Raw genomic sequence first — 14,630 nt, 5'->3', positions numbered from 1 at the left:
CACGGCCCACGCCCGCACGCCCCGGGCCCACCAGCACTGAGCCGAGAAGCAGGGTGATGTCGTCAATGGCTCAGCTCGACAGCGTTCCCACTGCCCATCGCCTGTCGAGATACCGCCGACGGGCCGACCGGACGCGCCATTCTTGCACCTTTAGCACGCTTTGGTAGGTCTGAGAGGTCCGACCGATTGCGGCTCTAAGAGAGTTTTCTCCACACATATCGTGACCAGTTGCGATTCGGACTCGTTGCGCAAGACGTGGGGGTTGCACTGAGAGACGCGCGGCGTTCGGTCACCAGCTGGTGCCGGCGCCACACCATCGGCGGTGACGGGGCGGTGGCGGCCGTCCGTCGCGGACAGCGGCAGGGCGAACCGGGAATGCTCAGCCGCGAACAGGAACTCGATCTCATCGACACCCTCCGGGGTGTCCACCCCGACGCGTTCGGCCTGGACGAGGAGCTGTGGACGCGGCAGAGCCTGCACACCCTCATCCAGCGGCGCTTCGAGCTGCCGCTGGACGCGGGTGCGGTCGGGGCGTACCTGCGGGCCTGGGGGCTGGGTCCGCGGGAACCGCGCGAGCGGGCCTGCGGGCTCTGCGTCGGCGCGGTGGAGCGCTGGGTGCGGTCGGAGTACCCGGCGATCACCCGGGCCGCCCAGGAACACCTGGCGGAGGTCTACTGGCTCGGGCGGATCCGACTGCGCGGCACGATGCCGACGGCGGACGTGATCTCCGCCGTCTCGTCCCGGGGCCGGGTGCGCTTCATGATCACGACTCCGTCGGTCGACCCGCCGCTCCCCCGCGACTTCGTGCTGCGGCTCAGCGGCGAGGAGCAGCGCACGGTGCACCTCATCGTGGACGGCTCCTGGCCCCGCAACGAGTGGCCGCGTCGGCTCCCCCGGCGGATCGTGCTGCACCCGCTGCCCAGCTGCGGTCGTGCGGTCGCCGCCGCCTGACCGCCACGAGGGGCCCGGCGACACACGACCGACCACCGGATACCGATTCGGCGTTCAGCGGCCGGGTTTGCTAGTCTTCTCCAGTCGCTGAGCCCCCGTAGCTCAGGGGATAGAGCACCGCCCTCCGGAGGCGGGGGCGCAGGTTCGAATCCTGCCGGGGGCACCAGAGATACACCGGAAAGCCCGGGCCAGGCGGTCCGGGCTTCTTCGCGTCCGGGCACCCCTGGTGCGGCGCGTACGTCAGCCGGCGGCGCGGCGGGCGCGGGCCCGGCGCTTGCCCTCGTGCATCGCCTGCACGCGGGCGACGGGGATGGTGTGCCCCTCGGCGACAAGGTCGGCGGGGAGCGGCTGCGGCGCGGGCATCGACGCGGCCCACGGGTCCCGCTCGGCGACCAGGGCCGGGGCGGTCCGGATGGTGAAGTCGGCCGCGGTCACCGACTCCAGGTCGGCCCAGTCGACCGGGAACGACACCGGCACCCCCGGCCGCAGTCGCGGGCTGTACGCGGCCACGACGGTCGCCCCGCCAGCCCGCGTCGAGTCGACGAAGACCTTGCCGGCCCGGTCCTCGCGGATGAAGGCGGTGGTGGCCAGCGCCGGGTCGAGCCGCTCGGCGCGGACGGCCAGGGCCCGGGTGGCGGCGGCCATGTCCTCGGCGGTGGCGCCCGCCGCGAGCGGCACGAAGACGTGCACGCCCTTCGCGCCGCTGGTCTTCACCGCACCGGCCAGCCCCGCGTCGGCGAGTGCCTGCCGGACCAGCAGCGCGGCGGCGACGGCGACGCCGAACGCCGCGCCCTCGGGCGGGTCCAGGTCCAGCACGAGGTGGGTGGGGCGGTGCGGGGCGTCGGCCGTGGCCAGGGTGGGGTGGTACTCCACCGCCCGCTGGTTGGCGAACCAGAGCAGGGTGCGCCGGTCGTCGCAGAGGGCGTACGAGATCTCTCGGTGCGACGCCTCCGCCCACACGGTGGTGCGGCGCACCCAGTCCGGGGTGTACGTCGGGAGGTTCTTCTGCATGAACGGCGGCTGGCCGGGGCGCACGCGGATCACCGAGAGCGGGCGGCCGGCGAGCTGCGGCAGGATCCGGTCCGCGACGGCGTCGAGGTAGTCCACCAGGTCCCGCTTCGTCGCGCCCGACCCGTCGAACAGCGCCTGGTCCAGATTGGTCAGCGCCACACCGTGCCGGTTCTCGCCCGCCCCGCCCATCCGCCCACCTTCCCGGCCCGGCCCCCGCCGGTCAACCGGACACTACGCAACGGGTGCGACAGCATGGCGCATCGTCGAGTTCTCCTCGCCGGCCTCGGCCGGGCCGGCCGGCCGAGGCCGTCGGCGCAGGGTGCCGACGGCGAGCAGCAGGGCGGCCGTGACCAGCACCGCTGCCACGGCGAACGCGGCGCGGTAGCCGGCGGCGAGCGCCGTCACCTCGGACCAGCCGGCGCCGAGCCGGGCGTCGGTCCGGGTCGCGGCGAGGGTGGCGAGCCCGGCCAGCCCGAGCGCACCGCCGATCTGCTGGGTGGTGTTGACCAGGCCGGACGCCAGGCCGGCGTCGGTGGGTGCGGCGCCGGCCATCGCCAGCGTGGTGACGGCCGGCAGCGACAACCCACCCGCGATCCCGAACACCAGTACCGCCGGGAGCACGTCGGCGAGGTAGCGGCCGTCGGCGGGCAGCCGGACCAGCAGCAGGAAGGCGACCACGGCGAGCCCGAGCCCGGCGAGCAGCACCGCCCGCGCGCCGAAGCGGGCGATCAGCCGTCCGGCGAGGCCGAGCGACACCGCCGCGATGATCACCGGGGTGGGCAGGAAGGCCAGCCCGGTGGCCGCCGCGTCCAGGCCGAGCACCGTCTGGAGCTCCAGCGCCAGGAGGAACTGGAACCCGAAGAAGGCCGCGATCATGAGGAACTGCACGGCGTTGGCGGCGACCAGGTCGGGCGTACGCAGCACGCGCGGCGGGAGCAGCGGGGTGGTGGCGGCCCGCTGCCGTACGGCGAAGCCGACGAGCAGGACGGCGGCGAGCAGGGCGGAGCCGAGCGTGCGGGTGGAGAGCCAACCGTGCTCCCCGGTCCCCACGATCGCCAGGACGGCTGCCATCAGGCCGGCGGTGGCCAGCGCCGCCCCGAGCACGTCCAGCCCGGCGCGTAGGCCGAGGCCATGCCCGGCCGGCGTCCAGCGGACCGCGCCGAGCAGGATCGCCAGCCCGATCGGCAGGTTGACGAGGAAGATCGCCGGCCATCCGGCCAGGCTGGTGAGCACGCCGCCGGCCAGCATGCCGAGCGACGCGCCGGCGGCGCCGGTGAAGCTGTAGACGGCGATCGCCCGGGCCCGCTCGGCCGGCTCGGGGAACAGCGCGACGATCATGCCGAGGCTCACCGCCAGGCTGAGCGCGCCGCCGGCACCCTGGAGGAAGCGGGCGGTGACGAGTTGCGCCGGCCCGGTGGCGACCGCGCAGGCCAGCGAGGCGAGGGTGAACAGCGCGATGCCGGCGAGGAACACCCGTCGGCGACCCAGCAGGTCCCCGAGGCGCCCGGCCAGGAGCAGCAGTCCACCGAAGGCGACCAGGTACGCGTTGACGACCCAGGCCAGCCCGGTGGCGCTGAAGCCGAGGTCGTCGCGGATCGTCGGCAGCGCGATCGCGACGACGCTGCCGTCCAGGATGATCATGAGACTGCCGGCGCAGAGCACCAGCAGGGCGGGCCAGCGGGACGCTTCGGTACGGGTCGACACGACCACAACCTCCTAGGTGCATGGTTTGTTACCGAAGCCATCCTCTGTGACCATTGGCGAGAGCGTAAGGAGGCACTTTCATGTCCCAGGGGAACACCGATGTGTCCGTGGGCGACGGCGCCGGGGCCGGTTGTGTGGCCGGCGAGGCCCCCTTCACGCCGGGGCAGGCGCGGGCGTGCACGGTCCGCGAGGTGCTGGACCGGGTGGGCGGCAAGTGGAGCATCGGCATCCTGGTCGCCGCCTCCGAGGGCCCGGTGCGCTTCACCGAGCTGGAGCGGTGCGTGGAGGGGATCAGCCGGCGGATGCTCACCCTGACCCTGCGCAACCTGGAGCGCGACGGCCTGCTCCGCCGGACGGTGTACCCGACCGTCCCGCCGAAGGTCGAGTACACCGCCACGCCGATGGCCCTGGAGCTGTACGAGTCACTGGTCGCCCTGACCAGCTGGGCGGAGCGGCACCGGGCCGGGATCGCCGCGGCCCGGGCCGCGTACGACCGGGAGCACGCCTAGGCGGTGACCCTGGCGTCCCAGTCGATGTGGTGGTCGAAGAGCCAGGCGAACGACTTCCCGTCGTCCTTCGCCGCCCAGCGCGCGAAGAGCGGCATGGTGACGTTCCGGAGCACGCGGCCGACCGGACCGGCCACCTTCACGTTGCTGGTCCGCTTCCCCTGGGCCACCACCCGCTCCACCCGGTCCCGCCGCAGCCGCTCGTACGCGCCGAACGCCTCGGCGGGGTCGGGCAGGTCACGCAGGCAGCGGGCCAGCTGTACGGCGTCCTCGAAGGCCATCGCGGCGCCCTGCCCGGAGGAGGGGGCGGCGGTGTGCGCCGCGTCGCCGATGACCACCATCCGGTCCCGGTGCCAGCGCGGGACGGACGGCAGGTCGTACGTCGGCCAGCCGTACTCGATCCGGTCGGTGGCGTCGAGGATCCGCAGAGCCGGGCCGCCGTCCCCGGCGACCAGGGTGCGCAGCCGGGCGCGCCACTCGTCGGCGCCGATCGCGGCGATCTGGTCGGGCGTCAGCTCGGTGCGCTGGGGCAGGTTGGCGAACCACCACACCTCGTCGCCCCCGAGCGGGATCCAGCAGAAGAAGCAGCGAGTCCCAAAGATCATGTGCATCAGGCCGGGCGTCCCGTCCAGCCCCGGCACCCGCGTGAAGCCACCGGCGTTGAGCAGCGGCACGTAGCGGGGCGCGGGGGCCGCCGGGTCGATCACCTGCCGGGTTCGGGACCGCAGCCCGTCGGCACCCACCAGGAGGTCACCCTCGGCGGTGCGGCCGTCGGCGAACCGGGCACGGACCCCGGTCGGGGTCGGCTCGGCGTCCACCATCCGGGTTCCGTGCACGATCGGCACACCCCGGCGGGTCGCCTCCGCACGCAGCGCCCGGTAGAGGTCGGAGCGCCGGATGGTGGTGCTGCCGGAACCGCGGGTGCGGGTGCCGCTGGTCCCGAACTCGGCCAGCGGCCGCCCCCGGTGGTCGTGCAGGGCCATCCGGGGGGTCGGGTGCCCGAGCCCGGCGACGAGACCGTCCAGCCCGATCGCGCGCAGGGCGTCCACCCCGTTGACGGAGAGCGTGAGGAACGCACCGACGCCGACGGCGTCCCGGGCGTACGCCTCGTGGACGACCGCCTCGATGCCGGCCCGTTGGAGCGCCATGGCGGCGACCGGGCCGGCGATGCCACCACCGATGATGAGAGCCTTAGTCATAATGTGACTATACATAGAATGACTATATTGAACCATCCCGTCGCCTAGGGTGAGGGCATGACCGCACGGGCTCAGCGCCGCTCGCCGCTGGCGATGATGGTGCTCGCCCTGCTGGTCGAGGAGCCGATGCACGCGTACCGGATGCAGCAGCTGATCCGGGAGCGCGACAAGCTGGACGTGGTCAACGTCGCGCAGCGCAACAGCATCTACCAGACCGTCGAGCGACTGCGGCGCGAGGAACTGGTCCGGGTCAGCCACACGGCACGGGACGAGCGCCGCCCGGAACGCACCGTGTACGAGTTGACGCCGGCCGGCCGCCGTACGCTCGACGCCTGGCTCGCCGACGCGCTGGCCGCGCCCGCGCGGGAGTTCCCGGAGTTCCCCGCCGCGCTCTCCTTCCTGCCGATCCTGCCGCCGGCCGAGGCCGCCCGGCAGCTCGACCGGCGGGCCGAGTTGCTGGCCGCCCGGCTGCGCGAGCGGGAGGCGGTGCTGGCGGCGGTCGACCTGCCGCGGCTCTTCCTCGTGGAGGACGAGTACCGGCTCACGGTGATGCGCGCCGAGCTGGAGTGGGTGCGCGCGCTGGTGGCCGACCTGCGGGCCGGCACCCTGACCTGGGACGGCCCCTGGCTCGCCGACTGGACCGGCACCACCGACTGACCGGGTTCTCCCCGGGTGAACCCGCGCGACCTGTGGGCAAGACCACGCGATCCGTCTGACCGATCGGTCAGCTGCTGACCGATCGGTCAGGCATGCTGGTCGGTGGAGGTGGACCGGTGATGGCGCGGGCGGTACCCGAGACGCATGACGAGATCCTGACGGCGGCGGCGCGACGGTTCGCGGCGACCGGCTACCGGGGTACGTCCCTGCAGGACATCGCCCGCGAGGTCGGCTGTTCCAAGGCGGCGGTGCTGTACCACTTCGCCAACAAGGAGGCCATCCTCACCGAGCTGATGGCCCCCGCCATCGCGGTGTCCCAGGACCTCGGCGACCGGATCGCGCGGGCCACCGACCCGGCGGAGGCGCAGCGGGTCGCCGCCGAGGGCTTCGTCGACCTCGCCGTCCGGTTCCGGCGGGAGATCGCCGTGCTCCGCGGCGAACTGCCGGAGCTGCTCGAACATCCCGCCTTCGCGCACCTCCAGCGCATCTCCGAGCGGCTGATCGACGCGCTCGCCGGACACCCGGAGCGCCCGTCGGCCCGGATCGCCGCCCTCGTCCTGCTTGCCGGCATCTCCGAGGCGTGCGGGGAATTCCTCGACATCGCCGACGAGGTGCTCCGCCCGGCGCTGCTGGCCCTCGTCACGCGCGGTCTGGAACCGGCCGGCTGACCCGGCACCCCCGACCACCCCATCCACGACGCCCGTCCCACCCACCCACACGGAGGACAAGGAACTCATGGCGACCCTGCTCTACCGGCTCGGCCGGGGCTCGCTGCGCCGACGGCGACTCGTGGCGGTGATCTGGCTCGTCGTACTCGTCGGGCTCGGTCTGGCCGCCGCGACGCTGCGCGGCCCCACGGCGAGCAACTTCACGATGCCCGGCACCGAGTCGCAGCGCGCCCAGGACCTGCTCGCCGAGCAGTTCCCGGCGGCGAGCGGCGCGACCGGCACCATCGCGGTCAAGGCGCCGGAGGCCGGCCAGCTCGGCGCACCGGCCGGCCAGGCGGTGGTGCGGGAACTGACCCAGGAGGCGGCGACGCTGCCCGGCGTGGTCGGCGCCGTCGACCCGTTCCAGGTGGGCGCGGTCTCACCCGACGGCCGGTACGCGCTGGTGCAGGTCCAGTTCGCCGCGGGAGCCGACGAGGTGACCGACGAGCAGCGCGCCGCGTACGAGAAGGTCGGCGCGCGGGCCGAGGCGCAGGGCTGGCAGGTCGCCCCGGGCGGCGAGGTGCTCAACACCGAGCCGGAGGTCGGCTCGACCGAGGCTCTCGGCGTCGCGGTGGCCCTGGTCGTCCTGGTGGTCACGTTCGGCTCGCTGGTGGCGGCCGGGATGACCATGCTCAACGCGCTGATCGGCGTCGGCGTCGGCATGGCCGGCCTGTTCGCGCTCAGCGACGTGGTGGAGCTGACCAGCACCGCGCCGATCCTCGCGCTGATGCTCGGCCTGGCGGTCGGCATCGACTACTCGCTCTTCATCACCTCGCGCTACCGACAGAACCTGCTCGACGGCCTGCCGGCGGACGAGGCGGTCGGCCGCGCGGTCGGCACCGCCGGCTCGGCCGTGGTCTTCGCCGGCGCCACCGTGGTCATCGCGCTGGCCGGTCTCGCCGTGGTCGACATCCCGTTCCTCACGGTGATGGGTCTGGCCGCCGCCGGCACGGTCACCGTGGCGGTTCTGGTCGCGGTCACCCTCCTGCCGGCGCTGCTCGGCTTCATCGGTGCCCGGGCGCTGCCGCGCAAGCTGCGGCGCACGGTGACCGACCGCGCCGCCACGGTGGACGCGCCGGTCGCCGGGGCCGCCCCGGCCGAGGACCGCTCCGGCTTCGGTTTCCGCTGGGCGCGCGCGGTCACCCGCTTCCGGCTCCCGGTCATCCTGGTCGGGCTGCTCGGGCTGGGCCTGCTCGCGCTACCCACCCCGGACATGCGGCTGGCCCTGCCGGACGCGGGCACCGCGCCGGTCGGCTCACCCGCCCGGGAGTCCAACGACCTGATCAGTGAGGGCTTCGGGCCCGGCTTCACCGGCCGGCTCGCGGTGGTGGTCGCGGGTGACACGCCGCAGGCGACCGCCAGTGCCGTCCCGCAGGTGACCGCGCTGGTGCAGCGCACCGAGAACGTCCTCGCGGTGGCGCCGCCCCAGCTCAGCCCGGACGGGAAGACCGCGCTGCTCGGCGTGGTGCCGAAGACCGGCCCGACCGCCGAGGCCACCGAAACGCTGGTCAACGACGTCCGGGAGGCCGTCGGCGGCATCCAGGGCGCCGACGTGCTGCTCACCGGTGTCACCGCGATCGGCATCGACGTGTCGGAGAAGCTCTCCGACGCGCTCCCGGTCTACCTGCTGCTGGTGGTGGGCCTGTCGGTGCTGCTGCTGATGCTGGTGTTCCGGTCGCTGCTGGTGCCGGTCAAGGCCGCGCTGGGCTTCCTGCTCACCGTCGCGGCCACCTTCGGCATCACCGTGGCCGTGTTCCAGCAGGGCAACCTGGCCGACCTGGTCGGGCTGGACACCCCCGGGCCGCTGATCAGCTTCCTGCCGATCCTGCTGATCGGCATCCTGTTCGGTCTCGCCATGGACTACGAGGTCTTCCTCGTCTCCCGGATGCGGGAGGACTTCGTGCACGGCGACACCGCGCAGCAGGCCACCATCAACGGGATGGGGCACGGTGCCCGGGTGGTCACCGCCGCCGCGCTGATCATGATCTCGGTCTTCGGTGGCTTCGTCTTCCTGGACGACCCGGTGATCAAGTCGATGGGCTTCGCGCTCGCGGTGGGTGTCGCCATCGACGCCTTCGTGGTCCGGATGACCATCGTGCCGGCGGTGATGTCCCTGCTCGGCAAGCGGGCGTGGTGGCTGCCGCGCTGGCTGGACCGGGCGCTGCCCAACGTCGACATCGAGGGTGAGAGCCTGCGCGCCCACCTCGACGAGAAGTCACCCACCCACGTCTGAGGTGTAAGGAAGGGCCCCTTGTTAACGCCTCGCGTATAGCAGGGGGCCCTTCTTAACGCGCCGAGATCCGGCGCGGCACGTCCACGCCGGCCCGTGTCACACGCCGGCCGGGTACGTCTCCATCTCCCCCGGCGCCGCCAGCGCGGGCAGGGGGTGCACGGCGGTCGCCTCGTCACACCAGATGAACGCGTCGTACCGCTCGCCCAGACGGGTCGGCACGTAGTTGCCCCACGACTCGAAGGACGGGTCGTACACCACCCCGACCGCGCGGTGGTCCAGGCTGTCGGTGGCCCAGCCCGGCTGGTCGGTGCCGCCGAACACCAGGACGGCCCGCTCCGGCATCAGCTCGTGCAGCCGGTGCTCCACCGATCCCTCCTTGGCGGGTGGCACCGTCATCACCTCGGCGGGCGAGCCCCAGCGTCGCGCCGCGATAACCGTGCCCCGATGACTGCCGAAGCCGACCAGGACGACCCGGTCGGCGCCGTGCCGCTCGCGGGCCAACTGCCCGATGTTGAGCATGCCGTCGGCGGCCATGTCGGTGGCCCGGGCGTCCCCCACGTGCGTGTTGTGCGCCCAGACGATTCCCCGGGCGTCCGGGCCGTAGCGCTCCAGCAGCCGGTCCAGGGTGTCGGCCATGTGGATGTCCCGGATGTTCCACGACTCCGGGCCGCCGCCGATCATCGCGCGGTAGTAGCGCTCCGCGCCGGCCACCACCTCCGCGTTCTGCCAGGCCGAGAAGGCGTCCGGGCCGTCCGCCACCGCGTGTTCACGGGTACGCGCCAGCAGCCGCACCACCTCCTCCTCGCAGCGGGACGAGACGAACCGGCTCGCCATGCCGTACTCCTCCACCCGCTTGCCGTACGGCTCGAAGCAGCGGTACGCGTCCTGCGCGGCCTCCAGCGACGCCGGGTCCTCCTCGCCGAGGTAGTCGAAGATGGCCTGCATCGACTCCCACAGGCTGTAGACGTCCAGGCCGTGGAAGCCGGCGCGGGCCGACTCGGGCCGGTCGAGGTTCCATGCCCGCAGCCAGCGGCAGAAGCGGGCCACCTCGGCGTTCGCCCACATCCAGGTCGGCCAGCGTTCGAAGCGCTCCAGGGCGGTCTGCGGCTCGGTGGCGCCACCGGGCGCGGCGACGACCGAGCGGTGCAGCCGGTCGCAGTCCGGCCAGTCCCCCTCCACGGCGACGAACGAGAAGCCGCACTCGGCGATCAGCCGGCGGGTGAGCTGCTCGCGCAGCCGGTAGTAGTCGTGGCTGCCGTGTGACGCCTCGCCGATCATCACGATCCGGGCGTCCCGGACACGCTCCAGCAACGGGTCGAAGTCGCTCGGCGCGCCGAGCCGCTGAACCTGCATGGCGGGCGGCTACCCGGCGTGTCGCACGGCAAACCGGGCTCGGCGGCGGCATGCCGGCCGGCGCAGCGGGTAGCCGACCGGCATGACCGTCACGGGGGTGCAGTTGCAGGAGTACCTGGCCGGGCTCGACTACCCGGTCTCGCGGGAGGACCTGGTGCGGTGGGGCCAGGAGAACGGGGCCAGCACGGAGATGTTGCAGATGCTGAAGGCGCTACCGGCCGAGGAGTTCGACTCGTCGGGCGAGCTGAACGAGGCGCTGAACACCCTCGCCTGAGCGTCAGCGGGCGTGCAGCAGCCGGAACAGCACCAGCCACTGCTCCGGCCAGACGTGGCCGACCGGCGTGGCCGCGTCGAGCCGGGCCGCGCGCAGGGCCGCGGCCACCCGGGCCCGCGGGTACCGCCGGCCCAACGACGCCGCGAGCGACCCGCCGGCGCCGTCGAAGCCCAGCTCCACCATCCTCCGGTACGCGGGCAGCGTCGACGGGGACAGCAGGGCCTCCGGCCGCCGCTCGACGCGCAGGATGCCGGCGTCCACGCGGGGCGCCGGGCGGAACGCGGTCCGGGGCACCCGCCCGGCCAGCCGCCAGCCGAACTCCGGCCAGGTGGACACGGTCAGCCGGGTCCACCGGCCGTAGTCGCCGCTGCGCCGTCGCGCGTACTCGGCCTGGGTGAGCAGGGTCGCCGCGCGCAGCCCCGGCGCCGCCAGGCACCAGCGCACCACGGCGGACGTGAGCGACCACGGGATGTTGCCCACCACGTCGAACGGCTCCGCCGGCGGTACGGCCGTCAGGAAGTCCGCCTGCCGGTGCGACGCGTTCGGCACCGTCGCGCAGACCCGGGCCAGCTCTGCCGCGGCGGCCGGGTCCACCTCGTACGCGACCAGGTGCCGGCACCGGGCGGCCAGTGCCCGGGTGAGCTGGCCCCGGCCGGCGCCGACCTCCAGCAGGAGCGTGTCCGGATCGGGACGGGCCGCCCGGACCAGCCGTGCGATCGCGGCCGGGTCGGCGAGGAAGTTCTGGGACAGCACGCGACGGGACCGGTCGCGTTCGGTACGGGTACGGCGGGTTGCCACGGGGCGTCGTCCTGTCTGTCGCCGTACGGCGACGGAACGGACAGGCGGCTCCGGCGTGCGCCCGGCAGGGCGGTTCAGCGCGCACGGGCACGGTGGAGTCGGGCCTGTCCGGATGATCGGGGACTCGGACGGCCCTGGGCGGTGAGGCGGTGACGGATCGGTGGCGCGCGGGCAGCGCCCCGACCCCGGGTGGTCACCCGGGGTGGCGGTTGCCACGACACCCGGTCAGGGATGCCGCGCGCGGACGAGGATCAGTCGCGGGTCACGCCGGCCAGGGCCGGACGCCGGACTCGCGGACGGGCCTGCAGCAGCGGCCCGAGACAGGCCGGCGTGCCGACCGCCTCGATCAGTGCGTACGCGAACATGCCGCGACCCTAACTCCCCCGCCCACCCCGGTCGACCGGGTTTCAGGCGGCGGGGACGTCGATGGTGCGGGACGCGACGCGGGACTGTTCGGCGGCGGCGAGAACGGCGACCACCTCGCGGCCGAAGCGCACGTCGCAGCGGTGGTCCCGGGTGCCCGACGTGATCTCCCCCAGCAACTGGTCGATCGCGACCCGGAAGGCGTCGGCCGCCGCCCCCTCCCCGGCCGGTACGGTCTCGATCCCGTTCTCCCCGTAGAACGTGAAGTCCCGGGTGACCGCCTCGACCGGGGCGTCCAGGGTCAGCGAGGCGCTGCTGGTGGCGCCCCCGTCGTGGGTGAGCAGCAGGTGGACGATTCCGCTCGGGCCGTCCATCGCGGCGACCCGGGTCACCCGGCCCAGCACCGGCAGGATCATCGAGAGCGCGTGGGGGCCGATGTCCCACAGGGCGCCGTGCTCCCGGCGCCACGCCGAACCGCCGTACGGGTTGCCCGCCTGGTAGATCGAGGCGAAGAATGTCGCGCGGGCGTGCTGCCACCCGCCGGCCGCGGCGGTGGCCGCGAGGAAGGCGGTCACGTTGGCGTGGAAGCGCTGGGTGAAGAAGACCACCGAGGCGACCCCGGCGCCGCCCGCCGCGGCGACCACGCGGTCGGCGTCAGCGACGGTCAGGGCCAGGGGCTTGTCCAGCAGCAGGTGCCGCCCGGCGGTGGCCGCTCGTGCCGCGATGTCGGCCTGCACGTCCGGCGGGAGGGCCACCGCGACGGCGTCGCACGCGTCGATCAGGGCGTCGACCTCGTCGTACGCCGGCACGCCGTACCGGTCCGCCAGCACCTCCGCCTTCGCCCGGTCCCGCCCCCAGACGCCGACCAGCTCGGCCCCGGGATGCGCGTCCAGCCCCGCGCCGTGCGTCTCCATCGCCCAGTGCCCGGTACCGAACAGCCCGAACCGCACCACGTGGAACCCCCACCCGTCGTCGCGTCACGGGACCGGTCCGCGGCCCCTCGGATCACGCTATCCGGCCCTCCGCCCGCCCGCCCGCGACACCACCGGTCCTGGCCGGCTCCGGACCGGACCGGAGCCGGGCGGCGCGCGGGACCGGCGGTGGCGGGGTTTACTACGCGGGTTAGTAGAGTGTGCCGGTGACCGAAGCGAGCGCCGGACGGCGTCGATGACCAGCGCGGCAGCGGCCGGCTCCCCGGTGGACGGGCTCCTGGCGACCCTCTCGATCGTGCTGTCGCTCCTCGTCGCGGCGTGGGCGCTGGTGGCGACGCTGCGGCACCGCGCGCCCGACCGGGTGCAGTTCGCCGGGCTGCTGGCGCTGGAGCTGGCCCTGCTCGGCCTCGCGGTGCTGGCCCTGGTCGCCCTCGGCGGCGGGGAGCGACCCGGCGAGCCGGGGGCGTTCTTCGGGTACCTGGTGACGCTGGTCTGCCTCCCGCCGCTGGCCTGGGTGCTGGCCCGGATGGAACCCACCCGCTGGGGTTCCGCGATCGTCTGCGCGGTCTGCCTGGTGACACCGGTGGTCGTGGTACGCCTTCAGCAGACCTGGGAGGTGCTCGGTGGCTGAGCAGGTACGCGCACCCGAGCGGAAGCGCACCAACGCCGGCCCGGGGCGGCTGCTGATCGCGGTCTACATCCTGTTCGCCATCGCCGCGACCTCCCGCGCCGGCCTCCAGATCGCGACGAGGTTCGACGAGGCGCCCGTCGCGTACACCCTCTCGGCGCTGGCGGCGCTGATCTACGTCGTGGCGGCGGTGGGCCTGGCCCGCGCGGGCGCCGCCGGTCGGCGCGTCGCGCTGGCCTGCTGCACCGTGGAGCTGGTCGGCGTGGTCGGCGTCGGACTCCTCAGCCTGCTCGACCCGGACCTCTTCCCCGACGAGACGGTGTGGTCCGGCTTCGGCAGCGGGTACGGCTACATCCCGCTCGTCCTGCCCATCCTCGGACTCCTCTGGCTCCGCCGCACTCGCAGCGCCCCCGCCTGAACGCAGAGCTGCCTCCCCCCTCTTTCCCGAAAGAGTGGCCTCGGGACGCGGAATGGCCACTCTTTCCGGGAAAGAGTGGCCACCCGCAGAGCGCGGCGCGGGGCGCGGTCAGTCCTTCGGGCCGCCCGCTACGTAGATGACCTGACCGGAGACGAAGGACGCGCCCTCGCTGGTGAGGAACGAGATGGTATGGGCGACGTCCTCGGGACGGCCGGGCCGCCGGACCGGGATCTCGGCGGCGGCGTGCTGCTGGAGCGCCTCGAAGTCCACCTTCATCCGGGCGGCGGTGGCGGCGGTCATGTCGGTGACGATGAAGCCCGGTGCGACCGCGTTGACGGTCACCCCGAACGGGCCCAGCTCGATGGCGAGGGTCTTGGTGAAGCCCTGCAGGCCGGCCTTCGCGGCGGAGTAGTTGGCCTGGCCCCGGTTGCCCAGCGCCGAGGTGCTGGAGAGGTTGACGATCCGGCCCCACTTCCGCTCGACCATGTGCTTCTGGGCGGCCTGGCTGAACAGGAACGCGCCGCGCAGGTGCACGCCCATGACCGTGTCCCAGTCGCCGTCGGTCATCTTGAACAGCAGGTTGTCCCGGAGGACCCCGGCGTTGTTGACCAGTACGGTCGGGCCGCCCAGCTCGGCCGCGACCCGCTCCACGGCGGCCTCCACCTGGGTCCGGTCGGACACGTCGGCGCCCACGCCGAGCGCCCGGCCGCCGGCGGCGGCGATCGCGTCCACGGTCTCCTTCGTCGCCGACTCCTCGATGTCGACCACGGCCACGGCCAGGCCGTCGGCGGCCAGCCGTCGGGCGGTCGCCGCCCCGATGCCCCGCGCGGCCCCGGTGACGATGGCGACCCGCTGCTCCTCCGACATGCCTACCTCCCGGTAACTTGGGCTGGATC

The 14,630-nt window shown here is 73.8% G+C and carries 15 protein-coding genes and 1 tRNA gene; 9 read left to right on the top strand and 7 right to left on the bottom strand.

Annotation, left to right across the window (positions count from 1 at the left end; translation table 11 throughout):
* The first annotated feature begins 255 nt into the window (after positions 1-255).
* Together ACIBR0_RS02260 and ACIBR0_RS02255 are read left to right on the top strand one after the other, a co-directional pair.
* Complete coding sequence (locus tag ACIBR0_RS02260) at positions 256-951, top strand: winged helix-turn-helix domain-containing protein (RefSeq protein ID WP_396712277.1); 696 nt, start codon at positions 256-258, stop codon at positions 949-951.
* 91 nt (positions 952-1,042) lie between these two features.
* Positions 1,043-1,117: transfer RNA gene (locus ACIBR0_RS02255), tRNA-Arg, on the top strand.
* 74 nt (positions 1,118-1,191) lie between these two features.
* Here ACIBR0_RS02255 and ligD read toward each other — a convergent pair.
* Both ligD and ACIBR0_RS02245 read right to left on the bottom strand, forming a co-directional pair.
* Complete coding sequence (gene ligD / locus ACIBR0_RS02250; RefSeq protein WP_396712276.1) at positions 1,192-2,151, bottom strand: non-homologous end-joining DNA ligase; 960 nt, start codon at positions 2,149-2,151, stop codon at positions 1,192-1,194.
* A 42-nt stretch (positions 2,152-2,193) separates the two neighbouring features.
* Positions 2,194-3,666, bottom strand: a complete 1,473-nt coding sequence (locus ACIBR0_RS02245; protein WP_396712275.1) for an MFS transporter — start codon at positions 3,664-3,666, stop codon at positions 2,194-2,196.
* Between the two features lie 80 nt (positions 3,667-3,746).
* Here ACIBR0_RS02245 and ACIBR0_RS02240 point away from each other — a divergent pair, with 80 nt between their 5' ends.
* The gene (locus ACIBR0_RS02240) at positions 3,747-4,175 is read left to right on the top strand and encodes a winged helix-turn-helix transcriptional regulator (protein ID WP_396712274.1); all 429 of its coding nucleotides are present in this window, start codon (positions 3,747-3,749) and stop codon (positions 4,173-4,175) included.
* Here ACIBR0_RS02240 and ACIBR0_RS02235 read toward each other — a convergent pair.
* On the bottom strand, positions 4,172-5,371 hold the full coding sequence (locus ACIBR0_RS02235; protein WP_396712273.1) for an FAD-dependent oxidoreductase: 1,200 nt from the start codon (positions 5,369-5,371) through the stop codon (positions 4,172-4,174). The two genes, ACIBR0_RS02240 and ACIBR0_RS02235, sit on opposite strands and share 4 nt — an antisense overlap.
* A 57-nt stretch (positions 5,372-5,428) precedes the next feature.
* Here ACIBR0_RS02235 and ACIBR0_RS02230 point away from each other — a divergent pair, with 57 nt between their 5' ends.
* The 3 genes from ACIBR0_RS02230 to ACIBR0_RS02220 all read left to right on the top strand — a co-directional run bounded on the left by ACIBR0_RS02230 (position 5,429) and on the right by ACIBR0_RS02220 (position 8,968).
* Positions 5,429-6,028, top strand: coding sequence for a PadR family transcriptional regulator (locus ACIBR0_RS02230; protein ID WP_396712272.1), 600 nt, complete (start codon positions 5,429-5,431; stop codon positions 6,026-6,028).
* A 119-nt stretch (positions 6,029-6,147) separates the two neighbouring features.
* Positions 6,148-6,696 (top strand): TetR/AcrR family transcriptional regulator, encoded by a 549-nt coding sequence (locus ACIBR0_RS02225; protein WP_396712270.1) that lies wholly within the window; start codon positions 6,148-6,150, stop codon positions 6,694-6,696.
* 67 nt (positions 6,697-6,763) lie between these two features.
* Positions 6,764-8,968: an MMPL family transporter gene (locus ACIBR0_RS02220; RefSeq protein ID WP_396712268.1), complete on the top strand. Its 2,205-nt coding sequence runs from the start codon at positions 6,764-6,766 to the stop codon at positions 8,966-8,968.
* A gap of 96 nt (positions 8,969-9,064) precedes the next feature.
* On the opposite strand, the gene ACIBR0_RS02215 is transcribed toward ACIBR0_RS02220, so the two are convergent.
* Complete coding sequence (locus ACIBR0_RS02215; protein WP_396712266.1) at positions 9,065-10,321, bottom strand: erythromycin esterase family protein; 1,257 nt, start codon at positions 10,319-10,321, stop codon at positions 9,065-9,067.
* A gap of 82 nt (positions 10,322-10,403) precedes the next feature.
* Between ACIBR0_RS02215 and ACIBR0_RS02210 the strand changes: the two genes are divergently transcribed.
* Positions 10,404-10,595, top strand: a complete 192-nt coding sequence (locus ACIBR0_RS02210; RefSeq protein ID WP_357031422.1) for a DUF2795 domain-containing protein — start codon at positions 10,404-10,406, stop codon at positions 10,593-10,595.
* Positions 10,596-10,598: 3 nt separating this feature from the next.
* Here ACIBR0_RS02210 and erm read toward each other — a convergent pair whose 3' ends face one another.
* Positions 10,599-11,393, bottom strand: coding sequence for an ErmE/ErmH/ErmO/ErmR family 23S rRNA (adenine(2058)-N(6))-methyltransferase (gene erm / locus ACIBR0_RS02205; protein ID WP_396712262.1), 795 nt, complete (start codon positions 11,391-11,393; stop codon positions 10,599-10,601).
* Between the two features lie 407 nt (positions 11,394-11,800).
* A complete protein-coding gene (locus tag ACIBR0_RS02200) occupies positions 11,801-12,709 on the bottom strand; it encodes a Gfo/Idh/MocA family protein (RefSeq protein ID WP_396712260.1) in 909 nt (302 codons plus the stop codon).
* Positions 12,710-12,923: 214 nt separating this feature from the next.
* Here ACIBR0_RS02200 and ACIBR0_RS02195 point away from each other — a divergent pair, with 214 nt between their 5' ends.
* Both ACIBR0_RS02195 and ACIBR0_RS02190 read left to right on the top strand, forming a co-directional pair.
* Positions 12,924-13,319 carry a hypothetical protein gene (locus tag ACIBR0_RS02195; protein ID WP_396712258.1) on the top strand — a complete coding sequence of 132 codons (396 nt, stop codon included), beginning with the start codon at positions 12,924-12,926 and terminating at the stop codon, positions 13,317-13,319.
* Positions 13,312-13,734: a hypothetical protein gene (locus tag ACIBR0_RS02190; RefSeq protein WP_396712256.1), complete on the top strand. Its 423-nt coding sequence runs from the start codon at positions 13,312-13,314 to the stop codon at positions 13,732-13,734. The genes ACIBR0_RS02195 and ACIBR0_RS02190 overlap by 8 nt, the downstream gene beginning before the upstream one ends.
* Positions 13,735-13,842: 108 nt before the next feature.
* Here the strand turns inward: ACIBR0_RS02190 and fabG are convergent, their stop codons facing one another.
* Positions 13,843-14,601 carry a 3-oxoacyl-ACP reductase FabG gene (gene fabG / locus ACIBR0_RS02185; RefSeq protein ID WP_357031436.1) on the bottom strand — a complete coding sequence of 253 codons (759 nt, stop codon included), beginning with the start codon at positions 14,599-14,601 and terminating at the stop codon, positions 13,843-13,845.
* Positions 14,602-14,630 lie beyond the last annotated feature (29 nt).

The organism is Micromonospora sp. NPDC049497, assembly GCF_044465805.1.
Lineage (GTDB): Bacteria > Actinomycetota > Actinomycetes > Mycobacteriales > Micromonosporaceae > Micromonospora.
Note: the sequence above shows the minus strand (reverse complement) of the source record. Positions and strands in the feature narration are given on the sequence as shown.